Raw genomic sequence first — 22,631 nt, 5'->3', positions numbered from 1 at the left:
TTTGGGTGGAGATGACGCCTGACATCGGCGGCCTCGAATCGAGCCTGTCATTCTCCCGTTGAGGGAAAGGTTAACTGCGCTTTACCGGGCTGTCGATACCGTCGTTCCTGTCCGGTCGCGAACACATCATCCCGCGTGCCTGGCCATGTCCTCGTCGGAGATGTCCTCGTTGGAATAGACCATCGAGACGTCGTCCTCCGCGTCCAGGGCGTCCAGCAGTTTCATCAGCGTGCCGACGGCCTCGCCGGTCACGGGAACTTCGGACTGGGGCCTCCAGACGATGGCGGTGGACCTGGGATCGCCCAGCACCCGGGACATGGCCTCGGCCACCTCGTTCAGGTCCTCGAACGCGGTCCAGATGGTGTGGCCCGGCGCGTCCTCATAGATGTCGGGCTTGACCAGGTCGCTCTCGACGTCCTGGGCACCCGCCTCGATGGCGGCCTCCATGATGGCATCCTCGCTGCCCGCCTCGGCGGGATAGACGATCTTGCCGACCCGGTCCCACATGAAGGCGACCGAGTTCATCTCGCCCAGCGCCCCGCCGTTCTTCTTGAACGCCGTGCCGATGTTAGAGGCGGCGCGGTTCCGGTTGTCGGTCAGGGCCTCGACGATGATGCCCACGCCGCCAGGGCCGCGCCCCTCGTAGCGGACCTCCTCCATCGTATCGACGTCGCCCCCGGCCGCCTTGTTGATGGCGCGCTGGATCACGTCCTTGGGCAGGCTCTCGGCCTTGGCGTTGTTGACGGCCAGGCGCAGGCGGGGGTTCAGGGCCGGGTCCGGCATCCCCGACTTGGCCGCGACCGTGATGTCGCGCGACAGCTTGGAGAACAGCTTGGAACGCTGGGCGTCGGCGCGCCCCTTGCGGTGCATGATGTTCTTGAACTTGGAATGGCCGGCCATGAAAGTCTCTTGAAGGGCGCTGACGCTCGCCCCGGATCCGATCCGGGGCTCGCGGCCTGAGCGCGGTCAGGTCTGTTGCGGTGACGCCTCTAGCCCATGGTCGGGCGGCTGTCACGGCGTGCGGAACCGCTGCCGTTGGCAGGGGTTTCAGGCAGCGAACCCCGCCCGGAGCCGAGCCATGCAAGCCGAAGACGTCTATTACGACGACGAGACCCCGGACGAGGCCGACATCGTCGAATGGTATGCCAAGCGCCCGGTGACCGTATCGACCGCCGTGGCGACGGGTGCCATCGTCGGTGCCTTCGCCTTGGGCGTGCTGACCGCGGTCGGGGCCCTGGCCCTGCTCGGCGACACGGACGACTGAGACCTCACTCCGCCTTCAGGTTCTCGACCACGCCCTTCAACGTCCCCGCCAGCGGCTTGGGTCGCCGTGTCTCCGGATCGACATAGACGTGGACGAAATGGCCGATCGCCGCCGGGGTGGGCGAGCCGCGCCGGAACACCGCGAACCCATAGGCGACGCTGGACGTGCCGATCCGGTCGACCTTGATCCCCACCTCGATCACATCGGGAAAAGCCAGCGAGGAGGTGTATCGGCAGCCGCTGTCGACGACCAGGCCGATCGATTCCTTCAGCGCGCCGGCCACCAGCAGGTGCGCGTTCACCGCCGAATCGACGAACTCGTAGAATTTCGCATTATTGATGTGGCCATACTGGTCGTTGTCGGCCCAGCGGGTCGAGACCGTGTGAAAGGCCTTGTAGGTCGAACGGTGGGCCAGAGGGCCTTCGTCGCGTGCTGGCATTGGGGCTCCGAGATCGCTGGATGCGTCGGTGAAGCCTTCAGGTTGGCGGACGCGACGTCAAGCGACTAGCGTCGCGAAATGATCACCACCCGCGCCGCCGTCCTCCGCAGCCCGGGGGCCACCCGCCCCTATGCCGACAGCCGCCCCCTGTCGATCGAGACCTTGACCCTTGATCCGCCCGGCCCCGGAGAGGTCCTCGTCGCCATCAAGGCGGCCGGCCTGTGCCACTCGGACCTCAGCGTCATCAATGGCGACCGCCCGCGCCCCCTGCCCATGGCCCTCGGGCACGAGGCGGCGGGCGTGGTGGAGGCCCTGGGCGAGGGCGTCGCAGACCTCGACATCGGCGATCACGTCGCCATGGTCTTCATGCCGTCCTGCGGTCACTGCGACCCCTGCGCCGGGGGCCGTCCCGCCCTGTGCGAACCCGGTGCCGCCGCCAATGGCCGGGGCGAGCTCCTGGCCGGTGGCAGGCGCATCCACCACGACCACGAGACCCTGAACCACCACCTGGGCTGCTCCGCCTTCGCGGACCGCGCGGTCGTATCCCGCCGCTCGCTGGTCAGGATCGACCCCGCCCTGTCGTTCGAGGAGGCGGCCCTGTTCGGCTGTGCGGTCCTGACGGGGGTCGGGGCAGTGGTGAACACGGCCGGCGTCACGGCGGGTCAGAGCGTCGTCGTCGTCGGCCTGGGCGGCGTGGGCCTGGCCAGCGTGCTCGGGGCCCTGGCCTGCGGAGCGTCGCCCGTCATCGCCGTCGATCTGTCGGAGGACAAGCTGGCCCTGGCCCGCACCCTGGGGCCGGTCCAGACGGTCAATGCCGCCAATCCGGATGCCGTCGAGCAGGTCCGCGCCCTGACCCGGGGCGGGGCCGATGTCGCCATCGAGATGGCCGGCTCGGTCCGCGCGCTGGAGGCCGCCTGGAAGATGACCCGGCGCGGCGGCACCACCGTCACCGCCGGCCTCCCGCCGGCCGACGCGACGCTCGCCGTCAACGTCGTCTCCCTGGTAGGCGAGGAGCGCACCCTGAAGGGCTCCTATATCGGCACCTGCGTGCCCGGCCGCGACATCCCCCGCTACGTCGCCCTCTATCGCCAGGGGCGGCTACCGGTCGACCGGCTGATGAGCGGCTCCATCGGGCTGGACGACATCAATGCCGGGTTCGACCGGCTTCACGCCGGGGAGGTCGTCCGCCTCGTCGTCACCTTCTGACGGCAACGGCATCTGTTCCGTCGGCGGGACCAGGACCGGTTCCGGCGGCGGTGGCGGCAGGGCGTTTGTGCAATAGTCGAAAAAGGCCTCGACCTGCCCGCGACCGGCGGGCCTGGCCACCAGCGTCAGGTCCGCATCGTCCAGCCCCACGGCCAGCGAATTTCCGTCACGCAGCGCCGTGAACACCGGATGGTCGGCGGCCGTGTCGCGGTCGCGGCGAAAGGTACCCGTGGCCGTGCCGCTGGTCAGCACCGCCTCTCCGGTCCCGTCCCAGCTGGTGCTGATCTTCCGGCCGTCGGGCAGGCAGCTCATGTGGAACAGGCTGACTCCCTCGGCCCAGTCCCCGTCGCCGAAATCCAGATCGGCCGAGCCGCCATGGGTCACGAAATGCCAGTCATACCCGGGCGGAACGGGATCTCCGCCAACGCCGACGGCCGGGCCATCTTGCGCGCCCTCGGGGCCCGCGACCGGCTGGCAGGCTCCCAGGGCCAGCAAGCAACCCGCGACGATCAGGGATCGGATCATACACTCACCGGCGAACGCACCGTCCCCCCGACGGCCAGGTGACCCTAGAACCAATCCCGCCCCGTCGCCAACCTGTCGCCATCGGGTGACAGAACGATGCGCCCGCGCTACAGCCTCGCAAAAGTCTGCAAAGGAAACGGACGATGGCGACCGAACTCTACGATCTGACCGTTCCGGGATTCACGCGCGGCCTGCGCGCGCTCTCGGCCATCCTCGACAAGGCCGTGGCCCATGCGGCCGGCACGGGCGTCGATGCCAACGACTGGCTGTCCCTGCGCCTGATCGAAGACATGAATCCGCTGATCAAACAGGTCCAGACGGCCTGCGACAGCCCCAAGCTCTGCGTCGCCCGCCTGTCCGGCGTCGCCGCCCCCGTCCATGACGATTCCGAAAAGACCATCGCCGATCTCCAGGTCCGCATCGCCGACACCCTGGCCTATCTGCAGTCCGTGCCCCGCTCCGCCATCGACGGCCAGGAGGGCAAGGAAGTGACCCTGACCTTCCCGGGCGGCGAGATGAAGTTCCTCGGCCAGCCCTATGTCACCGGCTTTGCCGTGCCGAACTTCTATTTCCACCTGACCACCGCCTATGCCTTGTTGCGCCAGGCCGGCGTGCCGCTGGGCAAGCGTGACTATATGGGCGCACCGGGCTGAGGGCTTTCACGGAAAAGTAGAGTTTTCGGTGAACCTTTCCGTGAAAGGTGCCGTTCTGCGGCAGTCTGGAAAGGGTTGTTCACGTGGTCGTCAGGCAGTTTTATGGGCGGGGTCGATCCTCCGTCGCACCAGCGGACGATAAACAGGGCAGCTGGCTGTTTCGCCTGTTCATGGCCTGGTTCACGCGCGGCGACGGTTGATATTGACGTGGTCGACCCGCGTCACCCCGGCGAATGCGTGCGCCCGGCTCAGGCGCGTAGCAGGGTCTCCACCTCGTCGCGTGTCGGCAGCGACGGCTGGGCCCCGGCCCGTGTCGCTGCCAGCGCCCCGGCGGTACAGGCGAACGTCAGCGCCGCCTTCGGCTGCATCCCCTCCAGCATTGCCACCACGATCGCGCCCACGAAGGCATCGCCGGCTCCGGTCGCGTCCACGGCCGTGATCTTCGGCGGGACGGCCCGCGCCACTTCCTCGCCGCGCTGGAACATCATCGCCCCGCCCGCGCCGTAGGTCACGACCACCCGGCCCCCGCCCCGGTGCAGCAGGTCGCCATAGAAGGCGGCCTCGATCTCGTTGACCACGATCAGGTCGCACCGCCGCAGCAGCTGTTCCGACACCGGCTGCGCGGGTGCCAGGTTGGCGCAGACGAACCCGGTCGCGCGCCCGACAGCCGCCTCGACCATGGCGATCGGCAGCTCCAGCTGGACGATCAACGGGGTTTCGATCCGGGCCGGCAACCGCGCGTTGGTGATCGTATGGTTGGCCCCCGCCGCGACGACGATCTGGTTCTCGCCGGACGGGTCCACGGCGATCAGGGCCACCCCGGTGGGCGCGTCGACGTCGGTCTCGACGCCCGACAGCTCGACGCCGAACGCCTCCAGCAGGGCCAGTGCCTCGTCGGCCATGGCATCGTCACCGACCCGCCCGATCAGCAGCACCTCGGCCCCCAGTTTGCGGGCCGCCAGTGCCTGATTGGCCCCCTTGCCGCCGGGATGTCGCGCCAGGGTCGCCCCGGTCACCGTCTCCCCGGGCTCCGGCAGGCTCGGTGCGCTGGCCACCAGGTCCAGGTTGATCGACCCGACGACGGTGATGTTCATGCTCGACCCCCCAGACGCCCGGTCAGCAGATCGAACACCCCCTGCCCGTCCGCCCAGGTCGCCCAGTGATGCCGCGCGGTCGCGCCATCGACCCGGAACTCGACCGCCGTATGGCCGCGCGTCAGGTCGCTCCCGGTCTCGACCTCGATCCGGCACGGTGCCAGCCGGAACAGTTCAGGCTGCAACAGCCACGCCACCGTGCACGGGTCATGCAACGGGGCCGCGTCCCAGCCGACGATTTCCCGCTCGATGCTCTGCGAGAACCGCAGCAGCCTCGCCGCCGTCGTCGCCCGCGCATCGCCGACCGCCTCCAGCGCCGCGATCCGGCCCTCGGTCGCCCGCACCTGATGCGTCGCATCCAGCCCCAGGACGACCATCTCGCAGCCCGAGGCAAAGACCTCGGCCGCCGCATCCGGGTCGGCCCAGATGTTGAACTCGGCGGACGCCGTGATGTTACCGCCTTCGGACCTCGCCCCGCCCATGGCCACGACCGGGCCCAGCCGGGCCGCCAGCCGGGGCTCCGCCCTCATCGCCAGCGCCAGATTGGTCATCGGTCCCATCAGGGCGATTGCGACCGACCCCTCCGGCGCGTCCATCACGATCCGCGTCAGGGCGTCCGCCTGATGACCGTCCGCCAGCGGCGCATCCGGCTCGAACACCTCGAGCCAGCCCAACCCCTCGGCCCCGTGGAACTCGCTCGCCCCCGCCGGCTCGCGTCTCAGCGGCACGCCCGCGCCGGCAAAGACGGGCACATCCTCGCGTCCGGCGATCTGGCGGATGATCCGGGCATTTCGACTGGTCCGCGCGACCGGCACGTTTCCGCCCACGGTGATGATCGCCCTGATGTCCAGCTCGGGCGAGGCGAAGGCCAGCAACAGGCCGACGGCGTCGTCCACCCCCGGGTCGCAGTCGATGATCAGACTCTGTGGTTTCATCCGCCGATCCATGCCGATGACGACCGGATCGGGCAAGCCGTCAGCGCAGGCACGCGTCCACGCAGGCCTGCGCGAGGACCTCGGCCGAATCCACAAACGGCACCGACACCTCCCCCGCGTCCAGCAGCAGCGGCACCTCCGTGCACCCGGCGATGATCGCATCGGCCCCGGCTGTGGTCAGCGCCCGCGCCAGCCTTGCCATCTCCGCCCGGTTCGCAGGCCCGGTATCGCCCCGCTTCACGCCATAGACGCAGGCCATGAAGGCCTCCCGGTCCGCCCCCGTCAGCAGGACGGGCCTTACCCCTACCGCCTCCAGCGCGGCCCGATACAGCGCCTCGCCACCCGGCGTCGCGAGGACGCCGATGGACCTCGCATCGTATCCCCCGACCACCGCGACCGTCGTCGCGATCATGTCGATGAAGGGCAGGCCGGCTGCCAGAATCCCCGCCTTCTGCGCGTGGGCAGTGTTGCATGGCATGGCCAGAACTTCGGCACCCGCCGCCTTGAGACGCAAGGCCATCGCCGCCAGTTCGACCTCGGCCTCGCCCAGCCGCGTATTCCGGTCCGGCACCTGGGGGTTCATGTCCATGACCACCCGGATGTGATCGGCGTCGCCCTGTGCGGGCGTCAGCGTCTGCACCCGCGCCAGAAACGCGACCGTGGCCGCCGGCCCCATCCCGCCCAGGACACCCAGTATCTTGCTCATCGCATCCGCCCGATCTTTGGAAACAGGATCTTTTGCACGGCGCGCGGCCGATCGGGGCAGCGCACCATCAGATTCTGAACACCGGCAACCATGGTCGCACGGACCCGAAATGAACAGCGGGGCCACATCACATCGTTTTGCGGTTTTGACCTCTGCCGTATCCGGCCCTAGGCTGGGGCCATCATCGGGGGATGGTTATGACCGCATCGAACGTCACGCAGGCCGGCACTCAGGACGGCAAGCGCTTTTTCCTTCTCAGCGCGATCGCCATGGTGCTGGTGATCTTCGCCGGATTCTCGCTGCAACTGGCCATGGGCCGGTCCAGCTTCCAGGCGCCGCCCCTCGTTCATGCCCATGCCATCGTCTTCATGGGCTGGGTCGTCATCTTCCTGCTCCAGAACCTCCTGATCGCGACGGGCCAGGTCCGGCTGCATCGCCCGCTGGGATGGATCGCCGCCGCCTGGCTGGTGCCGATGCTGGTTCTGGGCTGCCTCGTCACCGTGAACATGGTCCGCGCGGCTCATGTACCCTTCTTCTTCAGGCCGCTTCAGTTCCTGGTCTTCGATCCGGTTTCCCTCTTCGCCTTCATCGGCCTGACGCTCGCGGCCATCGGCTTCCGGCGCGCGACACCCTGGCACCAGCGTCTGCACTACTGTGCCATGGCCATCCTGATGGGACCGGCGCTCGGACGACTGCTGCCCCTGCCCCTGCTGATCCCCTGGGGCTGGGAAGCGACCTTCATCGTCAGCCTTGTCTTTCCGCTGATCGGCGTCCTTGCCGACCTGATGCGGAACGGACGCGTCCACCCCGCCTGGATCTGGGGCATAGGCGCCATGTTCGCGATGTTCGCGGCGATCGAGGCGATCACCTTTACGCCCGTCGGAACCGCCCTCTACGATGCGGTCACCGCCGGATCGCCGGGCGCGGCGATAGACCCCCTGGCCTTCCCGCCCTTCCCCGGCCCGCCGCCGGGCGCCGCCCCGGCCCCCTGACGCGGCACCCGGTCTAGGCTCCGAACATCGCGTCCAGTTCGCCCTGGTATCCGAACAGGCCCTGGGCTCCGCCGGTGTGCAGGAACACCACCCGCTCGCCCTCGAACCGGCCGGCCCGGGCCAGGGCGATCAGCCCCTTCATCGCCTTGCCGGTATAGACGGGGTCCAGCACGATCCCGTCGGTCCGCGCGGCCAGCACCAGCGCATCCACCACCGCCTGGTCGATCAGGCCATAGCCGGCACCGACATAGTCGCAGTCGGCCACCACCATCGAATCCTTCACCCGGTCCGCATGGCCCAGCAGGATGGCGGTCTCTTTCGCCAGCTTCAGCACATTGGCTTCCTGCTTCTCTTTCGGGGCCCGCACGCCGATGCCCAGCACCGGAATGTCGGCCCCCAGCACCGCCAGACCGGCCACAAGCCCCGCATGGGTGCCCGCGCTGCCGGTCGCCGTCACGATCCGGTCGATGGCCAGATCCAGTTCGTCCGCCTGCACCACGATCTCGCGCGCGCAGTCGACATAGCCCAGCGCGCCGATCGCGTTCGATCCGCCGCCCGGGATCACATAGGGCCGCCCGCCGCGCGCCCGCACCTCGTCGGCCGTCTTCTCCAGCTCGGCCGGCATGTCCGATCCTCCGGGCACGGATCGGATCGTCGCCCCGAACAGCCGGTCCATCAGGACGTTGCCGTTGTGGACATAGTCGACCGCCTTCGACCCGGTCCGCTCCTCCAGAATGACCTCGCATTTCAGGCCGGTCGCCGCCGCGGCCGCCGCCGTCTGGCGCACATGGTTGGACTGCACGGCCCCCTGGGTGATCAGGGTGTCGGCATCCTGCTCGAAGGCATCGCCCAGCAGGAACTCCAGCTTCCTCGTCTTGTTGCCGCCGCCCGCCAGGCCGGTGCAGTCGTCGCGCTTGATCCACAGGTCGATGCCCAGCGCCTCCGACAGCCGGGGCAGGGGCTCCAGCGGCGTGGGCAGGTGCGCCAGGCGCAGGCGGGGAAAGCGGGCGAGGTGCATGGGATCGGGCTCCGGTTGTCCCCCTCCCTAACACCCGGTGCCCCGCCCCGGGAATGGACACCCGCCGCCGCCGGGCCTATCGTCGCCGTGTTCTCCGGGGAGCCGCAGGTCAGCGGCTGAGATTGGCGTATCCGCCTGACCCGTCGAACCTGATCCGGGTCATGCCGGCGAAGGGATGAGACACAGGTCCACGCGACAGGACCCTCGCCCCCCGTCGGCGCGACCCTCTGCAAGCCCGGAGGCCGCCATGAACATCCACGTCACGCCCGAAGCGAATGCCGGTGAGGCTCAAGCAGCGAGCGACCGCGTCGCGAGCGATAGCCTCCCGCTCAAGGACGCCCGCGAGCAGGTGATGAAGGAGACCGGCACCATCCCGACCGGCGAGCGCGCCGGCTCCCGCAAGGTCTATGTCCAGGGCGAACTCTACCCCGACATCCGCGTCCCCTTCCGCGAGGTCGCCCTGCACCCGTCGGCCAATGAGCCGCCGCTGACGATCTATGACTCGTCGGGCCCCTACACCGACCCGACCGTCACCATCGACATCAAGAAGGGCCTGCCCCTGGTCAAATCCAGCTGGCAGCTGGACCGCGGCGACATCGCCCCCGTCGCCAACCCCCGCGAGGTCAAACCCGAGGACAACGGCCACGCGTCGGGCAAGACCCTCGCCCCCCGTTTCGACACCTCGCGCCACAGGGTCTTCAAGGGCGTCCCCGGTCGCCCGGTGACCCAGTACGAATACGCCAACGCCGGCATCATCACGCCCGAGATGGAATACGTCGCCATCCGCGAGAACCTGCGGAGAGAAGTGGCGAGGGACGAGTGGCGCGTGGCGAGTGAGATCGCCCCCACCATCACCCTGGCCGACGGATCGACCGTCGCCATTCCCGCCTCGTCTTCCTCGCCACTCGCCACTCGCCCCTCGCCACTCCCCCGCGACGGCGAATCCTTCGGCGCGTCCATCCCCGACTTCGTCACGCCCGAGTTCGTCCGTCAGGAGATCGCGCGCGGCCGGGCCATCATCCCGCACAACATCAACCACCCCGAGGTCGAGCCGATGATCATCGGCCGCAACTTCCTGGTGAAGATCAACGCCAACATCGGCAACTCGGCGGTCCTGTCCAGCGTGGACGACGAGGTCGACAAACTGGTCTGGGCCACCCGCTGGGGGGCCGACAACGTCATGGACCTGTCGACGGGCCGGAACATCCACAACATCCGCGACTGGATCATCCGCAACGCGTCGGTCCCCATCGGCACCGTCCCCATCTATCAGGCGCTGGAGAAGGTCAACGGCGTCGCAGAGGACCTGACCTGGGAGGTGTTCCGCGACACCCTGATCGAACAGGCCGAACAGGGCGTCGACTATTTCACCATCCACGCGGGCGTCCGCCTGCCCTTCATCCCCATGACCGCCAAACGCGTCACCGGCATCGTCTCACGCGGCGGCTCCATCATGGCCAAATGGTGCCTCAGCCATCACCGCGAGAGCTTCCTGTATGAGCATTTCGAGGAGATCTGCGACATCATGCGGGCCTATGACGTCAGCTTCTCGCTCGGCGACGGCCTGCGCCCCGGCTCCATCGCCGATGCGAATGACGAGGCCCAGTTCGCCGAACTGCGCACCCTGGGCGAACTGACGAAGATCGCCTGGGCGAAGGGCTGCCAGGTCATGATCGAGGGCCCCGGCCATGTGCCGATGCACAAGATCAAGGCCAATATGGATGAGCAGCTGAAACACTGCCACGAGGCGCCCTTCTATACGCTCGGACCGCTGACGACCGACATCGCGCCGGGCTATGACCACATCACCTCGGCCATCGGCGCGGCCATGATCGGCTGGTTCGGCACGGCGATGCTGTGTTACGTCACGCCCAAGGAGCATCTGGGCCTGCCCGACCGTCAGGACGTCAAGGACGGCGTCATCACCTACAAGATCGCCGCCCACGCCGCCGACCTCGCCAAGGGCCACCCCGGCGCCCGCCTGCACGACGACGCCCTGTCACGCGCCCGGTTCGAGTTCCGCTGGGAGGATCAGTTCAACCTCGGCCTCGACCCCGAGACCGCCCGCAAATACCACGACGCCACCCTGCCCAAGGAGGCCCACAAGACCGCCCACTTCTGCTCCATGTGCGGCCCGAAATTCTGCTCGATGAAGATCAGCCAGGACATCCGCAGGGACGCGGCGGCACAGAACGACGCGGGGGGTTCGCTGGCGGAGGCGGAAGCGGGGATGGCGGAGATGTCGGCGAAGTTCCGGGCGGGGGGGAGTGTGGTGGAGGTGAAGGTTTGAAACCTCTCGTTGCAATCCGCCTGAAGATGTGAATATCGTTCAGGCGGTGCGAGCGTGGTTTGTATTTTGGTCGCGTTACTGCGACCGCCTCTTGTCTACGGTAGTATATACGCCCGTGGCGAGCAGACACCCTGAGACTACCTGGATACAACGGCACGGCCTGCATGGTTGATATCGCGCTCGCACCACCTCCGCCGCGCTTGAACACGATAACGACTACTCGCGAGTTGGCCGCTATGATGGGGGTCAACTATGCGTCCGAACTTTCATATATATTGTATCGATTCCCTCCATCGGGAAGATATCGATCATTTCAAATTGATAAGAAGAGTGGTGGTCAACGTCAGATTGACGTTCCCATTCGCCTGCTGAAGAAGATCCAACGTCGACTCCTCATTCTCTTGGAAGAAATATACGACGCCCCACCAGCCGTCCGTGGTTTCGAACTCTGCGAATCGATCATAACAAATGCCCAATCTCATGTTGGGCAAAGATTTATCCTAAATGTAGATATTCAAGATTTCTTTCCGTCGATCCATTTCTCGAGAATTTCCGGTATACTTCAATCAAGCAGATATCGCATCCACCGTAGTGTGGCTGTGGCTATTGCCCAACTTTGCTGCAAAGAGGGAGTGGTACCTATCGGCGCACCGACATCAGGCATCATTTCGAATATTGTTTGCGGGCCCTTAGACTCCTCTTTGCTAAGATTAGCGAAAGAACATCGCTTAACTTACACGCGATACGCCGACGACATTACGTTTTCGACTTCCAATAGTCGCAACTTTGAATCGGCAACAGGCGTCCACTTGGGTGAAAATTTTGTGTCTAGAGGATCGGGCATGTTATCTGATAGTTTCAAGGCACTTTTTCTTCAAAATGGCTTTACGCTGAACGATCAAAAGTGCGTGGCTATGTCTCGTCATGTTCGCCAGCGAGTTACAGGGCTAACAGTAAACAAAAAAGTAAACGTTTCGACTACGTTCTACAGAAATCTTAGAGCTACCATTAGAGCTATAGAACATCACGGATACGACTCTGCCAACAATGAATATTTATCGAAATTCAGAACCGTATTCCAAGCCAATAATCTTCGAGATAATGTTTTGGGCAGATTGTCCTTCCTAGGCAATGTGCTGAATTATTCCGAACGTTACAATAAGCTTGCGAGACGCGCGCAGGCGGCCTTCCCGGATTCTCGCATCAAGCGGCCGAGGGACCAGAGGGAGCGGTCAATCTATGTACTGAATGTCCTTCCAAATGGATTTTGGGGAAGCGCCTTCTATATAGGAAACGGCAATTTCCTAACTGCCGCTCATCTCTTCGACCGAACAGATGAGATGAAGGTCTGCCGGCTCCGTTGCCCGACACATTTTCCAGGAGAAATTTCTGCTGTCGTGGCTGATATCGACTACGAGCTGGATATCGCTTTGGTGCGACCCACCGGATCGTTCGACATAGCTAGGCCTTCAATTCCACTGGACGCGAAAGATGTCCGCATAGGTGATGATGTACTGGCCTGCGGGTTTCCGCAGTATAATGATGGTAATTCTATATCCACAATATCAACCCGGATAACGGCACACCGAAACTTGGCTCATGCAATGAGGATGGAGGTCGACAGACCTTTATCTCACGGATCAAGCGGTGGTCCAGTTTTCAGCGGTGACGGCTTCTTCGTGGGCGTTATTCTTAGTGGACCTGAGCTGGGAGATGACTTCTCGCCGATGTCTTACTCATTCACAGCCTTTAATGTGCTTCGAGCTAAAATCGATCAATGGCTGGCGTAGGCCCCCCCTCGTCCTCCTCGCCGGTCCGAACCGGGCCGGGAAGCCCCCCTTCATCAACCGCTTCCTGCGCGAGCGCGCGGAGGCGTTCCCGTTCGTCCATCCCGACGAGGCCTCCCTTTCCCGCTGGGAGAGGGAGACGGAACGGGAAGGCTCAGCGCGGCATGCCTGACAGCTGCAGGTCGATCACGTTCAGGATTTCGGCGACGCCGATGGTGAAGACGCCGCCGTGTGCGCCGCGCCATTCGGCGATGCCCGGCCGGTAATCCGGCATCTCCGGGTGTTTGGCGGACAGCCGGGTCACGCTCGCGTCCAGAGTCTGACGACTGACCGGGGCATGGGCGATCTCCGTCGGCCCCCAGCCCGCGTCAGGCCGAATGCCGGTGATCGAGATGTGATAGATCCGCCCGACGACGCCACCGTCCTCGATCTCCCGGATCATCAGCAGCGATTGCGGCTCCTGCGGGCGGGTTCGGTACTCCCAGACCTGTCCCACCGCATAGGGATCGGCCGACGTCTGGCCGGGGGCTGCGAACAGGGTCACCAGCAACGCCGTCAAAACCGCGATCATCGGACACCCTCCACCTGGACCGAGCTTCCCATGCCGGGCGCGCCGGGCGCAAACGGGAATGCACTGGGCCATGGTCAGCCTTGGCCTCAGGTATGAGATGCGTCATGCTCACTCCGTCCTCCTCGCCGGACCGAACGGCGCCGGGAAGACCCCCTTCATCCACCGCGTCCTGCCTGAGCGCGCGGAGGCGGCCCCGTTCGTCAATCCCGACGAGGTCTCCCTCTCCCGCTTCCGACCCTCTCCCATTGGGAGAGGGCTTGAGCGTCCAGGAGCGCAGCGATTGGAAACGCGAAAGGGTGAGGGTCGGGTGGGTCAGTCGGCGTAAGCCGTAGCACGGACCGGGGCCCCCGTCTGGCAAAAGCCCCTCACCCTTTCGGCTGGCGGCGCGCTGCGCTTGCCGAGCCTCAAGCCCTCTCCCGACGGGAGAGGGGGCGAAAACCGGTCACAGCAACCCCACCGCCCGCGCCTGGTCGCGGATCGCCTCGTCGATCCGCCAGGGCTCCCCCAGCGCGATCTCATTCGTGAAGCGGACCACCGTCCACCCCAGGGCCTCGATCTCGGTCTGGCGCAGGTGATTCCGCAAGATCACGTCGTCGCGGTCGTGCACCCCGCCGTCAATCTCGATCACCAGCCGCAAGGGCACACAGGCAAAATCCACGATGTAGCGGCCGATGGCGTGCTGGCGGCGTACCTTGAAGCCATCGACCGCCCCGCCCCTCAGCCGCGCCCAGACGCGCTGCTCGGCCAGACCGGTCGACTGGCGAAGATCGCGAGCGCGGGACATGGCTTCAAACTAGCTTCCTTCTCCCGGCGGGAGAAGATGGCCGCGTAGCGGACGGATGAGGGGTTGGCCTCTCAGTCGGCGTGAGCCGTCACACGGGCGATGCCCGACTTCAGCGGCAGCCCCTCACCCTTTCGGCTTCACGCATCGCTGCGCTCTGCGAGCCTCAAGCCCTCTCCCTCTGGGAGAGGGTTCACGCGAGGAGGATCACCCCTCCCCCGCCATCTTCCGCAACGCCTCCTCGAACACCCCCGCCGGCTGGCCGCCGGAGATCAGCCATTTCCCCTCCACCACCACGGCGGGCACGGCGTTGATCCCCCGCGACCGCCACAGTTCCTCCACCTCGCGCACCTCGGCGGCATAGAGGTCGTCGGCCAGGACCTCGACGGCCTTGTCCCGGTGCAGCCCGGCGGCCGCCGCTGCATCGGCCAGCACCACCGGGTCGGCCAGCGACCGTCCGTCGGTGAAATGCGTGCGGAACAGGGCTTCCTTCAACGCCCGCTGCTCGCCCGGTCCCACGGTGCCGGCCCAGTGCAGCAGCCGGTGGGCGTCGAAGGTGTTCCAGATTCGGCTGTCGGGCCCCATCCGCATCTCGAACGGCCCGTTCCCGGTGTCTGGCCACGCCTCGGCCGCCCGTTCGGTGATCATGGCCCGGTTGGCGGCCGACTGTTCGGGGGTCGAGCCGTATTTGCGGGCGATGTGCTCAGCCGTATTCTCGCCCTCGGCCGCCATGCCGGGGTTCAGCTCGAACGGCTGGAAATGGACCTCCGCCTCGATCCCCTCGGCCTTCAGCGTCCTGAGCGCCGCCTCCAGCCCGCCCAGCCCCACCACGCACCAGGGGCAGACGACGTCGGAGACGAAATCGATATGCAGGGTCTTTGTCATGGGGGGCATATAACCATCCTTCTCCCCTTGCGGGAGAAGGCAACGGATGTCCGCTCCCGCACCCCCAAATGTCCACGCTCGCGCCGATTTCCCACGTCCTTTCAACACCCGATCACGCGATCACCCCCTCGAACGCGCCCACATATCCGGCCATGCGATCCTGCCGCCCGCAGTTTCACCTCGGGAGGCACGCCGTGGCCTGGTCGGACGACGAAGACGATTTCAACCCGCCGCCCTATGACCCCTTCGGCCTGTTGCCGCAGCCTGAGGGCGCGCCTGCCCCCATTTCCACGCGATCGGAGCCCCGCAGCGGCCACCGCTTCGTCTCCGAGACCCACTGGGCGGCCGCGCGCGACGCCTATCTGGACGGAGAGAGCGCCGCCTCGATCTCGGCGCGGTTCGGCATGGCCGAGCGCACGATCCGGGCGCGGGCGCGGGAACAGGGCTGGCGGCGCGCCGATCAGGCGGGCGCGGTGCGCCCCCTCGTCGAATATGCGGTCGAGCACGACGGCCGGGACGCCCTGATCGACGACACCCTGGACGAGGTCTCCCTCGACGTCCTGGTCGAGCGGGCCCTGTTGCGCGTGCGGCGCGCCATCGCCGCCGACCGGGCCGTCGAGGCGGGGCGCTGGATCCGGACCCATCGCCGTCTCGCCGAAATGGTCGAGGCCCGGCGCCAGGCCGAAGCCGCCGCCAGGGCTGCGGCCGAGGCGGCCGCGGCCGAGGCGGCCCGCGCCGCCGAGCCCGAACGCTTCACCAATATCTGGGAGGCCAAACAGGCCGAGCGCCGCATCCTGAACCAGCGCGAGGCCGATGCCTATGTGGCGTCCAGCACCGTGCTGTCCGAAGCCCTCTCCGCCCGCCTCGGCCCGCCCCAACTGGACGGTCTGCACGGTCTGCATGGTGCCGACGAAAATTTTTCCGGCGATCCGTGAGGGGGGCCTCCGCCCTCGACCGGACACCTGACCGACTGGCGCCGAAGGGGATGCGCGACTAGAGACAGGCCATGCGCCTCGCCTTCATGGGTACCCCCGACTTCGCCGTGCCGTCCCTGGCCGAGCTAATCGCCAGTGGCCATGAGGTCGTGGCCGTCTACAGCCAGCCGCCTCGGCCGAAGGGCCGGGGTCAGAAGCTGACGCCCTCGCCGGTCCACGCCTTTGCCGAGGCCATGGGGCTGCCGGTCTTTACCCCCGCCTCGATGAAGGCCGCCGACGCCATCGAGACGTTCGCGAGCCTGGATCTCGATGCCGCCTGCGTCGTCGCCTATGGCCAGATCCTGAAGGCAGAGGTGCTGTCGGCGCCCCGGCTGGGCTGTTTCAACCTGCACGGCTCGCTGTTGCCGCGCTGGCGGGGGGCCGCGCCGATCCAGCGGGCCATCATGGCCGGGGACCGCCAGACCGGGGTCCAGATCATGCGGATGTCGGAGGGCCTCGACGAGGGGGCCATCCTGCTCAGCGAGGTCCTGCCCATCGCCCCCGACGACACGGCCGCCACCCTGTCGGACCGCATGGCCACGACGGGGGCCACCCTGTGGACCCGCGCCCTGGCCGCCATCGAACGCGGCGGCGTCACCGAGACGGAACAGGTCGGCGAGGCGACCTATGCCCGGAAGATCACCCCGGCCGAGGCCCGCATCGACTGGACCCGCCCCGCCGCCGGACTGGATTGCCACATCCGGGGCCTGTCCCCCTTCCCCGGCGCCTGGTTCGAGGCCCCCGGTCCGGACGGCCCCGTCCGGGTCAAGGCCCTGATGTCCATGCCCAGCCTGAAGGGCGCGGGCGCGCCGGGCGAGGTCCTCGACGGGGCGCTGCTGATCGGGACCGGTGACGGCGCCGTGCGCCTGCTCCGCGTCCAGCGCGAGGGCAAGGCGGCGCAGGATCCGGCCGACTTCCTGCGGGGCTTCCCCCTGCCCGTCGGGACCGTGCTGGGCTGATGCCGCGCTATCGGCTGACGCTGGAGTACGACGGCGGCCCCTATGCAGGCTTCCAGGCCCAGGACGGCCTGCCGACGGTCCAGGGCGTGGTCGAGGCTGCGGTCACGGCCTTCTGCGGCCAGACCGTCCGCATCGCCGCCGCCGGCCGCACCGACTCGGGCGTCCACGCCACCGGCCAGGTCGCCCACGTCGATCTCGATCGGGACTGGCCCGCCGCCACCGTCATGAACGCCCTGAACGCCCATATGGTGAAGGAGGGCGTGGCCGTGCTGGACTGCCAGGCCGTGCCCGACGACTGGCACGCCCGCTTCTCGGCCACCGGGCGGCGCTATCTCTACCGCATCCTGAACCGCCCCGGCCGCCCGGCGCTGGAGCGGGGCAAGGTCTGGCACGTCCGCCGCCCCCTCGACGTCGCGGCCATGCAGGCGGGCGCCGACCACCTGATCGGCCACCACGACTTCACCACCTTCCGCGACCTGGCCTGCCAGTCGAAGTCACCCGAGAAGACCCTCGACATCGCCCGCGTCACTGCGGTGGGACAGGAGGTCCATCTGGTGTTCGAGGCCCGCTCCTTCCTCCACCGCCAGGTCCGCTCGATGACCGGCACCCTGGTCGAGGTGGGTCTCGGCCGCTGGGCACCTGAGGACGTCAAGACGGCGCTGGACGCCCGGGACCGTACCGCCTGCGGCCCCGTCTCGCCCGCCGACGGCCTCTATCTGACGGGCGTGGCCTACGACGCCGGGGTCTGAGCCGCCTTGGCCCGCTGGCGCCAGGCATGCAGCAGCGGCTCGGTATAGCCGTTCGGCTGGCTCAGCCCCTCGAACACCAGGGCCCGCGCCGCCTGAAAGGCCAGCGACCCTTCCGGATCATCCGCCATCGGACGATACAGCGGATCGCCCGCATTCTGCCCGTCGACCTTCGCCGCCATCCGCAGGAAGGCCGCCTCGACCTGCCCCGCCGAGCAGACCCCGTGCTGCAGCCAGTTGGCGATATGCTGCGAACTGATCCGCAGCGTCGCCCGGTCCTCCATCAGCCCGATGTCGTGGATGTCCGGCACCTTGGAACAGCCCACGCCCTGGTCGATCCAGCGCACGACATAGCCCAGGATGCCTTGGGCGTTGTTGTCCAGCTCGTCGGCGACCTCCTGCTCCGACCCGTTGGCTCCGTTCGCCAGCGGCGGCGTCAGCAGGTCCACCAGCCCCGGTACCGGCCGTTGCGCGACCGCCTTCTGCACCGCGAACACATCGACGGCGTGATAGTGCAGCGCATGCAGGGTCGCGGCGGTCGGCGACGGCGTCCAGGCCGTGTTCGCCCCGGTCCGCGGATGGCCGATCTTCTGCTCCAGCATGTCGGCCATCCGGTCGGGCGCTGCCCACATCCCCTTGCCGATCTGCGCCCGGCCCGACAGGCCGCACGCCAGACCGATGGCGACGTTCCGCGCCTCATACGCCGCGATCCATTTCGAGGCCTTGATGTCGGCCTTGCGCACCATCGGCCCGGCCTGCATCGCCGTGTGGATCTCGTCCCCGGTGCGGTCGAGAAAGCCCGTGTTGATGAAGACGATCCGGTCCTTCACCGCGTGGATACAGGCCGCCAGATTGGCGCTGGTGCGGCGCTCCTCGTCCATCACCCCGACCTTGATCGTGTGCCGCGCCAGTCCCAGCAGATCCTCGACCGCGTCGAACAGGGCGTTGGTGAAGGCCGCCTCATCCGGCCCATGCATCTTCGGCTTGACGATATAGACCGACCCCGCCGCCGAGTTGGTGAAGGCACTCCTCTTTCCCGAAACGGGCCCCTTCAGATCGTACAGGGCGATCAGCGAGGTCACGATGGCGTCCAGTATGCCCTCGGGTGCCTCCGACCCGTCCGGCAGGAGGATCGCCGGATTGGTCATCAGGTGCCCGACATTCCGCACAAAGAGCAACGATCGCCCCTTGAGCGTCCGGCTCGATCCGTCGTCGGCGACATAGGTCAGATCGGGGGCCAGCGTCCGTTCCAGCGTCTTGCCGCCCTTCTGGAAACTGGCTTTCAGGTCGCCCTTCATCAGCCCCAGCCAGTTGCGATAGGCCGCGACCTTGTCCTCGGCGTCCACGGCGGCGACAGAGTCTTCCAGGTCGCAGATGGTCGACAGGGCCGATTCCAGGATCACGTCCGCGATCCCGGCCGGGTCGGTCGCCCCGATCGGATGGTTCCGGTCGAAGACGACCTCGATGTGCAGGCCATTGTTGCGATACAGGACCCCGCGCTCCGTCCTGCCGACGAACTGGTCCTGATGTTTCAGGGCGATGGCGTGGGCGAAGTGCTCGTCCGCATCGGCCCAGGACCCGGTTTCCAGCGGCACCGCCTCGTCCAGGAACGCCCGGGCCCGCGCCACGACCCGCGCCCCGCGCGCGGTGTCGTAACCCCCACCCGGGGGCAGGTCCCCAAGCGCGTCGGTGCCATACAGCGCGTCGTACAGACTGCCCCAACGCGCGTTTGCGGCGTTCAGCAGGAACCGCGCATTCAGGATCGGCACGACCAGCTGCGGCCCGGCCAAGGTGGCCAGCTCAGGGTCCACATTCCGCGTCGTGATCTGGAACGGCGCGGGTTCCTCGACCAGATATCCGATCTCACGCAGGAAGGATTCGGTTGCCACGGGATCGTGCGGCTGACCCTTTCTCGCCTCGTGCCAGGCATCGATCCGGGCCTGCAGCTCGTCCCGCCGCGCCAGCAGGGCGCGGTTCTGCGGCGCAAACCGCGCGAACACCCCGGCCACGCCGACCCAGAAGGCGTCCGCCGCCATGCCCAGCCCCGGCAGCACCTCGTCTTCCAGAAAGGCCGACAGCTGTCGATCGACCGACAGGCCGGCACGGTCGTTGTGGGTCATGCGATTTCTCCAGCGCGAGCCAGGCGGGGAGGTGGCTCGTAACAATGCGTGATCGCACTAGAGCGGGGCCAGGCCGGACCTGCAAGCCCATCCGGAGATGACACCGGTGACAATGCCAGGAGCACAGGCCTAGTCTGGCGAAAAGTCCGAAGGAAGCCGCCGTGGATCGCAGACCTGCCCCAGACCGACGCTCCGTCCTGGTGACAGGACTTGCCCTGCCGTTCCTGACCCCGTCCGCCCGGGCGCAGGGAATCCATCCGGTCGTCGCCACCACCCACGGCCCGGTGCGGGGCCAGCGGGATGCGGGCGTGACTGTCTTCAAGGGCATACGCTACGGGGCCGACACCGCGCCACGCCGGTTCCAGCCGCCCGCGCCACCCACGCCCTGGACCAGCCCGGTCGAAGCCTTCAACTACGGCCCGGCCAGTCCGCAGGGCGGTTCCGAGCCGAACCAGGCCGAGGATTGCCTGTTCCTCAATATCTGGTCGCCGGGCCTGGACGCCGGGCGTCGACCCGTGATGGTCTATATCCACGGCGGAGCCTATTCGAGCGGATCGGGGTCCAGCCCGCTCTACGACGGCACGCGACTGGCCCGACGCAACGACGTGGTCGCCGTTACCGTCAACCACCGGCTGGGGCCTTTGGGCTATGCCTATCTGGCGCGGATCGCCGGCGCGCCCTTCCTCGACAGCGGCAATGCCGGGCAGCTGGACCTGATCCTGGCGCTGCAATGGGTGCGCGACAACATCGCGGCCTTCGGCGGCGATCCCGGCCGCGTCATGGTTTTTGGCCAGTCGGGCGGCGGGGCCAAGATCGCGACGATGATGGCCACCCCGGCCGCGGCGGGCCTGTTCCACCGCGCCGCCACCATGAGCGGCCAGCAGGTCACCGCCTCGGGCCCCTGGAATGCCACACGACGGGCCGAGGTCTTCCTCGACGCCCTGGGCCTGCCGAGAGACCGCGCCGCCGAGGCCGCGACCCTGCCGGTCGCGGACATTCTGAAGGCGACCGAGGCGACCGACCCCGTGCTGGGCTTCGGCGGCCTTTATTTCGGCCCGGTGCTGGATGACCGCAGCCTGCGACGCCATCCCTTCTATCCCGACGCCCCTGCCCAGTCGGCCCACATCCCGATGATCATCGGCAATACCCACGACGAGACCAAGGCCTTCCTGGGCGGCGATCCCGCGAACTTCAGCCTGACCTGGGACGACCTGCCCGGAAAGATGACCAACCGCGAGTTCCGCATCGACGTCGCGCCCGAGCCGGTCATCGCCGCCTACCGCCGGATGTATCCGGCCTACACGCCGTCCGACGTCTTCTTCGCCGCCACCACCGCCGCGCGCTCGTGGCGCGGGGCGATCATCGAGGCGGAGGCCCGCGCGGCATCGGGGTCGCCCGCCTTCGTCTATCAGCTGGACTGGACGTCCCCCATCGACGGCGGGCGTCGCGGGGCCATGCACACCGACGACATCCCGCTGGCGCTCGACAACGTCATGGCGACCGGCAGCCGCGCCCAAGGTCCGCAGGCACAGGGGATGGCCGACCGCCTGTCGCAGGCCTTCGCCGCACTGGCCCGCGACGGGGATCCCAACCACCCCGGCCTGCCGGCCTGGACCCCCTATGACCTCACGCGCCGCCAGACGATGATCATGGACGAGCCGGCCCGGATGGAGGACGATCCGCGCGGTGGCGAACGCCGCCTGTTCGCCGCCATCCCCTATATCCAGCCCGGAACCTGATGCCCCGAAAGCCGTCGAAGCCCGCCGCGCCGCCTCCCGTGGCGAAGTCCGGGCCACGGCTGTTCCGGCTCCATGGCCACCTGCTGACCGGACTCCTGCTCGCCTTCGTGGTCGCCCTGGCGTCTCCGCCGGAATGGCGCTGGACGGTGCGCCTGGCCAGCGGCTGGGATGCGGGCGTGGCCCTGTTCCTGATGCTGACCTTCATCAGGATGGCGCGGGCCCGATCGGTCGATGCCATCCGCCAGCGCGCCGCCGACCTGGACGAGGGCGGCACCGCCATCCTGCCGCTCAGCCTGCTCGCCGCCATGGCCAGCGTCGTGGTCGTGGTCTCCGAAGCCGCCTCGGCCAGCGGCGAGAACCCGGCCACCGCCGCCGCCCTGATCCTCGGCACGGAGGCCCTGTCGTGGCTGTTCGTCCACGTCATCTTCGGCCTGCACTATGCCCACCGCTTCTATGCGCCGGACGAAGCGAACGCGGACACCGGCGGCCTGATCTTTCCAGGCGGAGCGGAGCCTGATTATTGGGACTTCCTGCATTTTTCGCTGGTGATCGGTGTCGCCAGCCAGACCGCCGACATCCAGATTTCCGAACAGCGCATCCGCCGCCTGTCCACGGTCCACAGCGTGACCGCCTTTGTGTTCAACACCGTTCTGGTGGCCCTGGCGGTGAACCTGGCGGTCAGCCTGATCTGAGCCTCGCCTTGACTTTGCCGCAACAACGGCCCATCTGCCGCCCCGTCGCACTCTGGCGATCCCCGGTGCGCTCCAGCGCGTGTGGGTCTTCCTCCCAAGCGAAGACCTGACTGTAGAAGCGGCCGGCCCTCAAGATTCATTCGCTGCCCGGACACGCGGGGCGGCGCCCGATCAAGCCCGCGATTGCCACACTGGCGATCCGTCGGGATTGGCGGCGCGCGGTCCTTTGGCGTCAATGCCCGGCCGATGCGCGTC

The 22,631-nt window shown here is 67.4% G+C and carries 22 protein-coding genes and 1 riboswitch; of the genes, 11 read left to right on the top strand and 11 right to left on the bottom strand.

Annotation, left to right across the window (positions count from 1 at the left end):
- Positions 1-126 precede the first annotated feature (126 nt).
- Positions 127-900, bottom strand: coding sequence for a YebC/PmpR family DNA-binding transcriptional regulator (locus O3139_RS03670; RefSeq protein ID WP_269515563.1), 774 nt, complete (start codon positions 898-900; stop codon positions 127-129).
- Positions 901-1,078: 178 nt separating this feature from the next.
- Between O3139_RS03670 and O3139_RS03665 the strand changes: the two genes are divergently transcribed.
- Positions 1,079-1,264: a hypothetical protein gene (locus tag O3139_RS03665; protein WP_269515562.1), complete on the top strand. Its 186-nt coding sequence runs from the start codon at positions 1,079-1,081 to the stop codon at positions 1,262-1,264.
- A 4-nt stretch (positions 1,265-1,268) separates the two neighbouring features.
- Here the strand turns inward: O3139_RS03665 and O3139_RS03660 are convergent, their stop codons facing one another.
- Positions 1,269-1,703, bottom strand: coding sequence for an acyl-CoA thioesterase (locus O3139_RS03660; protein WP_269515561.1), 435 nt, complete (start codon positions 1,701-1,703; stop codon positions 1,269-1,271).
- 78 nt (positions 1,704-1,781) lie between these two features.
- Here O3139_RS03660 and O3139_RS03655 point away from each other — a divergent pair, with 78 nt between their 5' ends.
- Positions 1,782-2,909 (top strand): zinc-dependent alcohol dehydrogenase family protein, encoded by a 1,128-nt coding sequence (locus O3139_RS03655; RefSeq protein ID WP_269515560.1) that lies wholly within the window; start codon positions 1,782-1,784, stop codon positions 2,907-2,909.
- Here O3139_RS03655 and O3139_RS03650 read toward each other — a convergent pair.
- The gene (locus O3139_RS03650; protein ID WP_269515559.1) at positions 2,802-3,434 is read right to left on the bottom strand and encodes a hypothetical protein; all 633 of its coding nucleotides are present in this window, start codon (positions 3,432-3,434) and stop codon (positions 2,802-2,804) included. The genes O3139_RS03655 and O3139_RS03650 overlap by 108 nt on opposite strands.
- Positions 3,435-3,577: 143 nt before the next feature.
- Between O3139_RS03650 and O3139_RS03645 the strand changes: the two genes are divergently transcribed.
- Positions 3,578-4,087 carry a DUF1993 domain-containing protein gene (locus tag O3139_RS03645; protein ID WP_269515558.1) on the top strand — a complete coding sequence of 170 codons (510 nt, stop codon included), beginning with the start codon at positions 3,578-3,580 and terminating at the stop codon, positions 4,085-4,087.
- A gap of 248 nt (positions 4,088-4,335) precedes the next feature.
- On the opposite strand, the gene O3139_RS03640 is transcribed toward O3139_RS03645, so the two are convergent.
- From O3139_RS03640 to O3139_RS03630, 3 genes are read right to left on the bottom strand one after another with little or no spacing between them, the layout of a single operon-like run.
- A complete protein-coding gene (locus O3139_RS03640) occupies positions 4,336-5,181 on the bottom strand; it encodes a ribokinase (RefSeq protein ID WP_269515557.1) in 846 nt (281 codons plus the stop codon).
- The gene (locus O3139_RS03635; RefSeq protein WP_269515556.1) at positions 5,178-6,116 is read right to left on the bottom strand and encodes a nucleoside hydrolase; all 939 of its coding nucleotides are present in this window, start codon (positions 6,114-6,116) and stop codon (positions 5,178-5,180) included. Before O3139_RS03635 ends, O3139_RS03640 begins: the two co-directional genes overlap by 4 nt.
- A 40-nt stretch (positions 6,117-6,156) precedes the next feature.
- Complete coding sequence (locus O3139_RS03630; protein WP_269515555.1) at positions 6,157-6,822, bottom strand: aspartate/glutamate racemase family protein; 666 nt, start codon at positions 6,820-6,822, stop codon at positions 6,157-6,159.
- Between the two features lie 197 nt (positions 6,823-7,019).
- Between O3139_RS03630 and O3139_RS03625 the strand changes: the two genes are divergently transcribed.
- Positions 7,020-7,814, top strand: coding sequence for a hypothetical protein (locus tag O3139_RS03625; protein ID WP_269515553.1), 795 nt, complete (start codon positions 7,020-7,022; stop codon positions 7,812-7,814).
- Positions 7,815-7,827: 13 nt separating this feature from the next.
- On the opposite strand, the gene O3139_RS03620 is transcribed toward O3139_RS03625, so the two are convergent.
- Positions 7,828-8,832 (bottom strand): D-cysteine desulfhydrase, encoded by a 1,005-nt coding sequence (locus O3139_RS03620; RefSeq protein WP_269515552.1) that lies wholly within the window; start codon positions 8,830-8,832, stop codon positions 7,828-7,830.
- 85 nt (positions 8,833-8,917) lie between these two features.
- A riboswitch (TPP riboswitch) is annotated at positions 8,918-9,026 on the top strand.
- Positions 9,027-9,079: 53 nt separating this feature from the next.
- Between O3139_RS03620 and thiC the strand changes: the two genes are divergently transcribed.
- Together thiC and O3139_RS03610 are read left to right on the top strand one after the other, a co-directional pair.
- Positions 9,080-11,122: a phosphomethylpyrimidine synthase ThiC gene (thiC, locus tag O3139_RS03615; RefSeq protein ID WP_420022337.1), complete on the top strand. Its 2,043-nt coding sequence runs from the start codon at positions 9,080-9,082 to the stop codon at positions 11,120-11,122.
- A gap of 164 nt (positions 11,123-11,286) precedes the next feature.
- Positions 11,287-12,912 (top strand): reverse transcriptase domain-containing protein, encoded by a 1,626-nt coding sequence (locus O3139_RS03610; RefSeq protein WP_269515551.1) that lies wholly within the window; start codon positions 11,287-11,289, stop codon positions 12,910-12,912.
- 151 nt (positions 12,913-13,063) lie between these two features.
- On the opposite strand, the gene O3139_RS03605 is transcribed toward O3139_RS03610, so the two are convergent.
- From O3139_RS03605 to O3139_RS03595, 3 genes are all read right to left on the bottom strand, one after another.
- Positions 13,064-13,480 carry a hypothetical protein gene (locus O3139_RS03605; protein ID WP_269515549.1) on the bottom strand — a complete coding sequence of 139 codons (417 nt, stop codon included), beginning with the start codon at positions 13,478-13,480 and terminating at the stop codon, positions 13,064-13,066.
- A 442-nt stretch (positions 13,481-13,922) separates the two neighbouring features.
- Positions 13,923-14,264, bottom strand: a complete 342-nt coding sequence (locus O3139_RS03600; protein WP_269515547.1) for an endonuclease domain-containing protein — start codon at positions 14,262-14,264, stop codon at positions 13,923-13,925.
- A gap of 204 nt (positions 14,265-14,468) precedes the next feature.
- Entirely contained in the window at positions 14,469-15,155 is a 687-nt protein-coding gene (locus tag O3139_RS03595) for a DsbA family oxidoreductase (RefSeq protein WP_269515546.1), read from the bottom strand.
- Between the two features lie 185 nt (positions 15,156-15,340).
- Between O3139_RS03595 and O3139_RS03590 the strand changes: the two genes are divergently transcribed.
- The 3 genes from O3139_RS03590 (at position 15,341) to truA (ending at position 17,828) form a co-directional block, all read left to right on the top strand.
- On the top strand, positions 15,341-16,081 hold the full coding sequence (locus O3139_RS03590) for a hypothetical protein (RefSeq protein WP_269515545.1): 741 nt from the start codon (positions 15,341-15,343) through the stop codon (positions 16,079-16,081).
- A 71-nt stretch (positions 16,082-16,152) separates the two neighbouring features.
- On the top strand, positions 16,153-17,079 hold the full coding sequence (fmt, locus tag O3139_RS03585; RefSeq protein WP_269515544.1) for a methionyl-tRNA formyltransferase: 927 nt from the start codon (positions 16,153-16,155) through the stop codon (positions 17,077-17,079).
- Positions 17,079-17,828, top strand: coding sequence for a tRNA pseudouridine(38-40) synthase TruA (gene truA / locus O3139_RS03580; protein WP_269515542.1), 750 nt, complete (start codon positions 17,079-17,081; stop codon positions 17,826-17,828). Before fmt ends, truA begins: the two co-directional genes overlap by 1 nt.
- Here the strand turns inward: truA and O3139_RS03575 are convergent.
- Positions 17,810-19,945, bottom strand: coding sequence for a malate synthase G (locus tag O3139_RS03575; protein WP_269515541.1), 2,136 nt, complete (start codon positions 19,943-19,945; stop codon positions 17,810-17,812). The two genes, truA and O3139_RS03575, sit on opposite strands and share 19 nt — an antisense overlap.
- A 200-nt stretch (positions 19,946-20,145) precedes the next feature.
- Between O3139_RS03575 and O3139_RS03570 the strand changes: the two genes are divergently transcribed.
- Entirely contained in the window at positions 20,146-21,684 is a 1,539-nt protein-coding gene (locus tag O3139_RS03570; RefSeq protein ID WP_269515540.1) for a carboxylesterase/lipase family protein, read from the top strand.
- On the top strand, positions 21,684-22,376 hold the full coding sequence (locus tag O3139_RS03565) for a DUF1345 domain-containing protein (RefSeq protein WP_269515539.1): 693 nt from the start codon (positions 21,684-21,686) through the stop codon (positions 22,374-22,376). Before O3139_RS03570 ends, O3139_RS03565 begins: the two co-directional genes overlap by 1 nt.
- The last annotated feature ends 255 nt before the right edge of the window (positions 22,377-22,631 follow it).

Source organism: Brevundimonas subvibrioides (assembly GCF_027271155.1).
Lineage (GTDB): Bacteria > Pseudomonadota > Alphaproteobacteria > Caulobacterales > Caulobacteraceae > Brevundimonas > Brevundimonas subvibrioides_D.
Note: the sequence above shows the minus strand (reverse complement) of the source record. Positions and strands in the feature narration are given on the sequence as shown.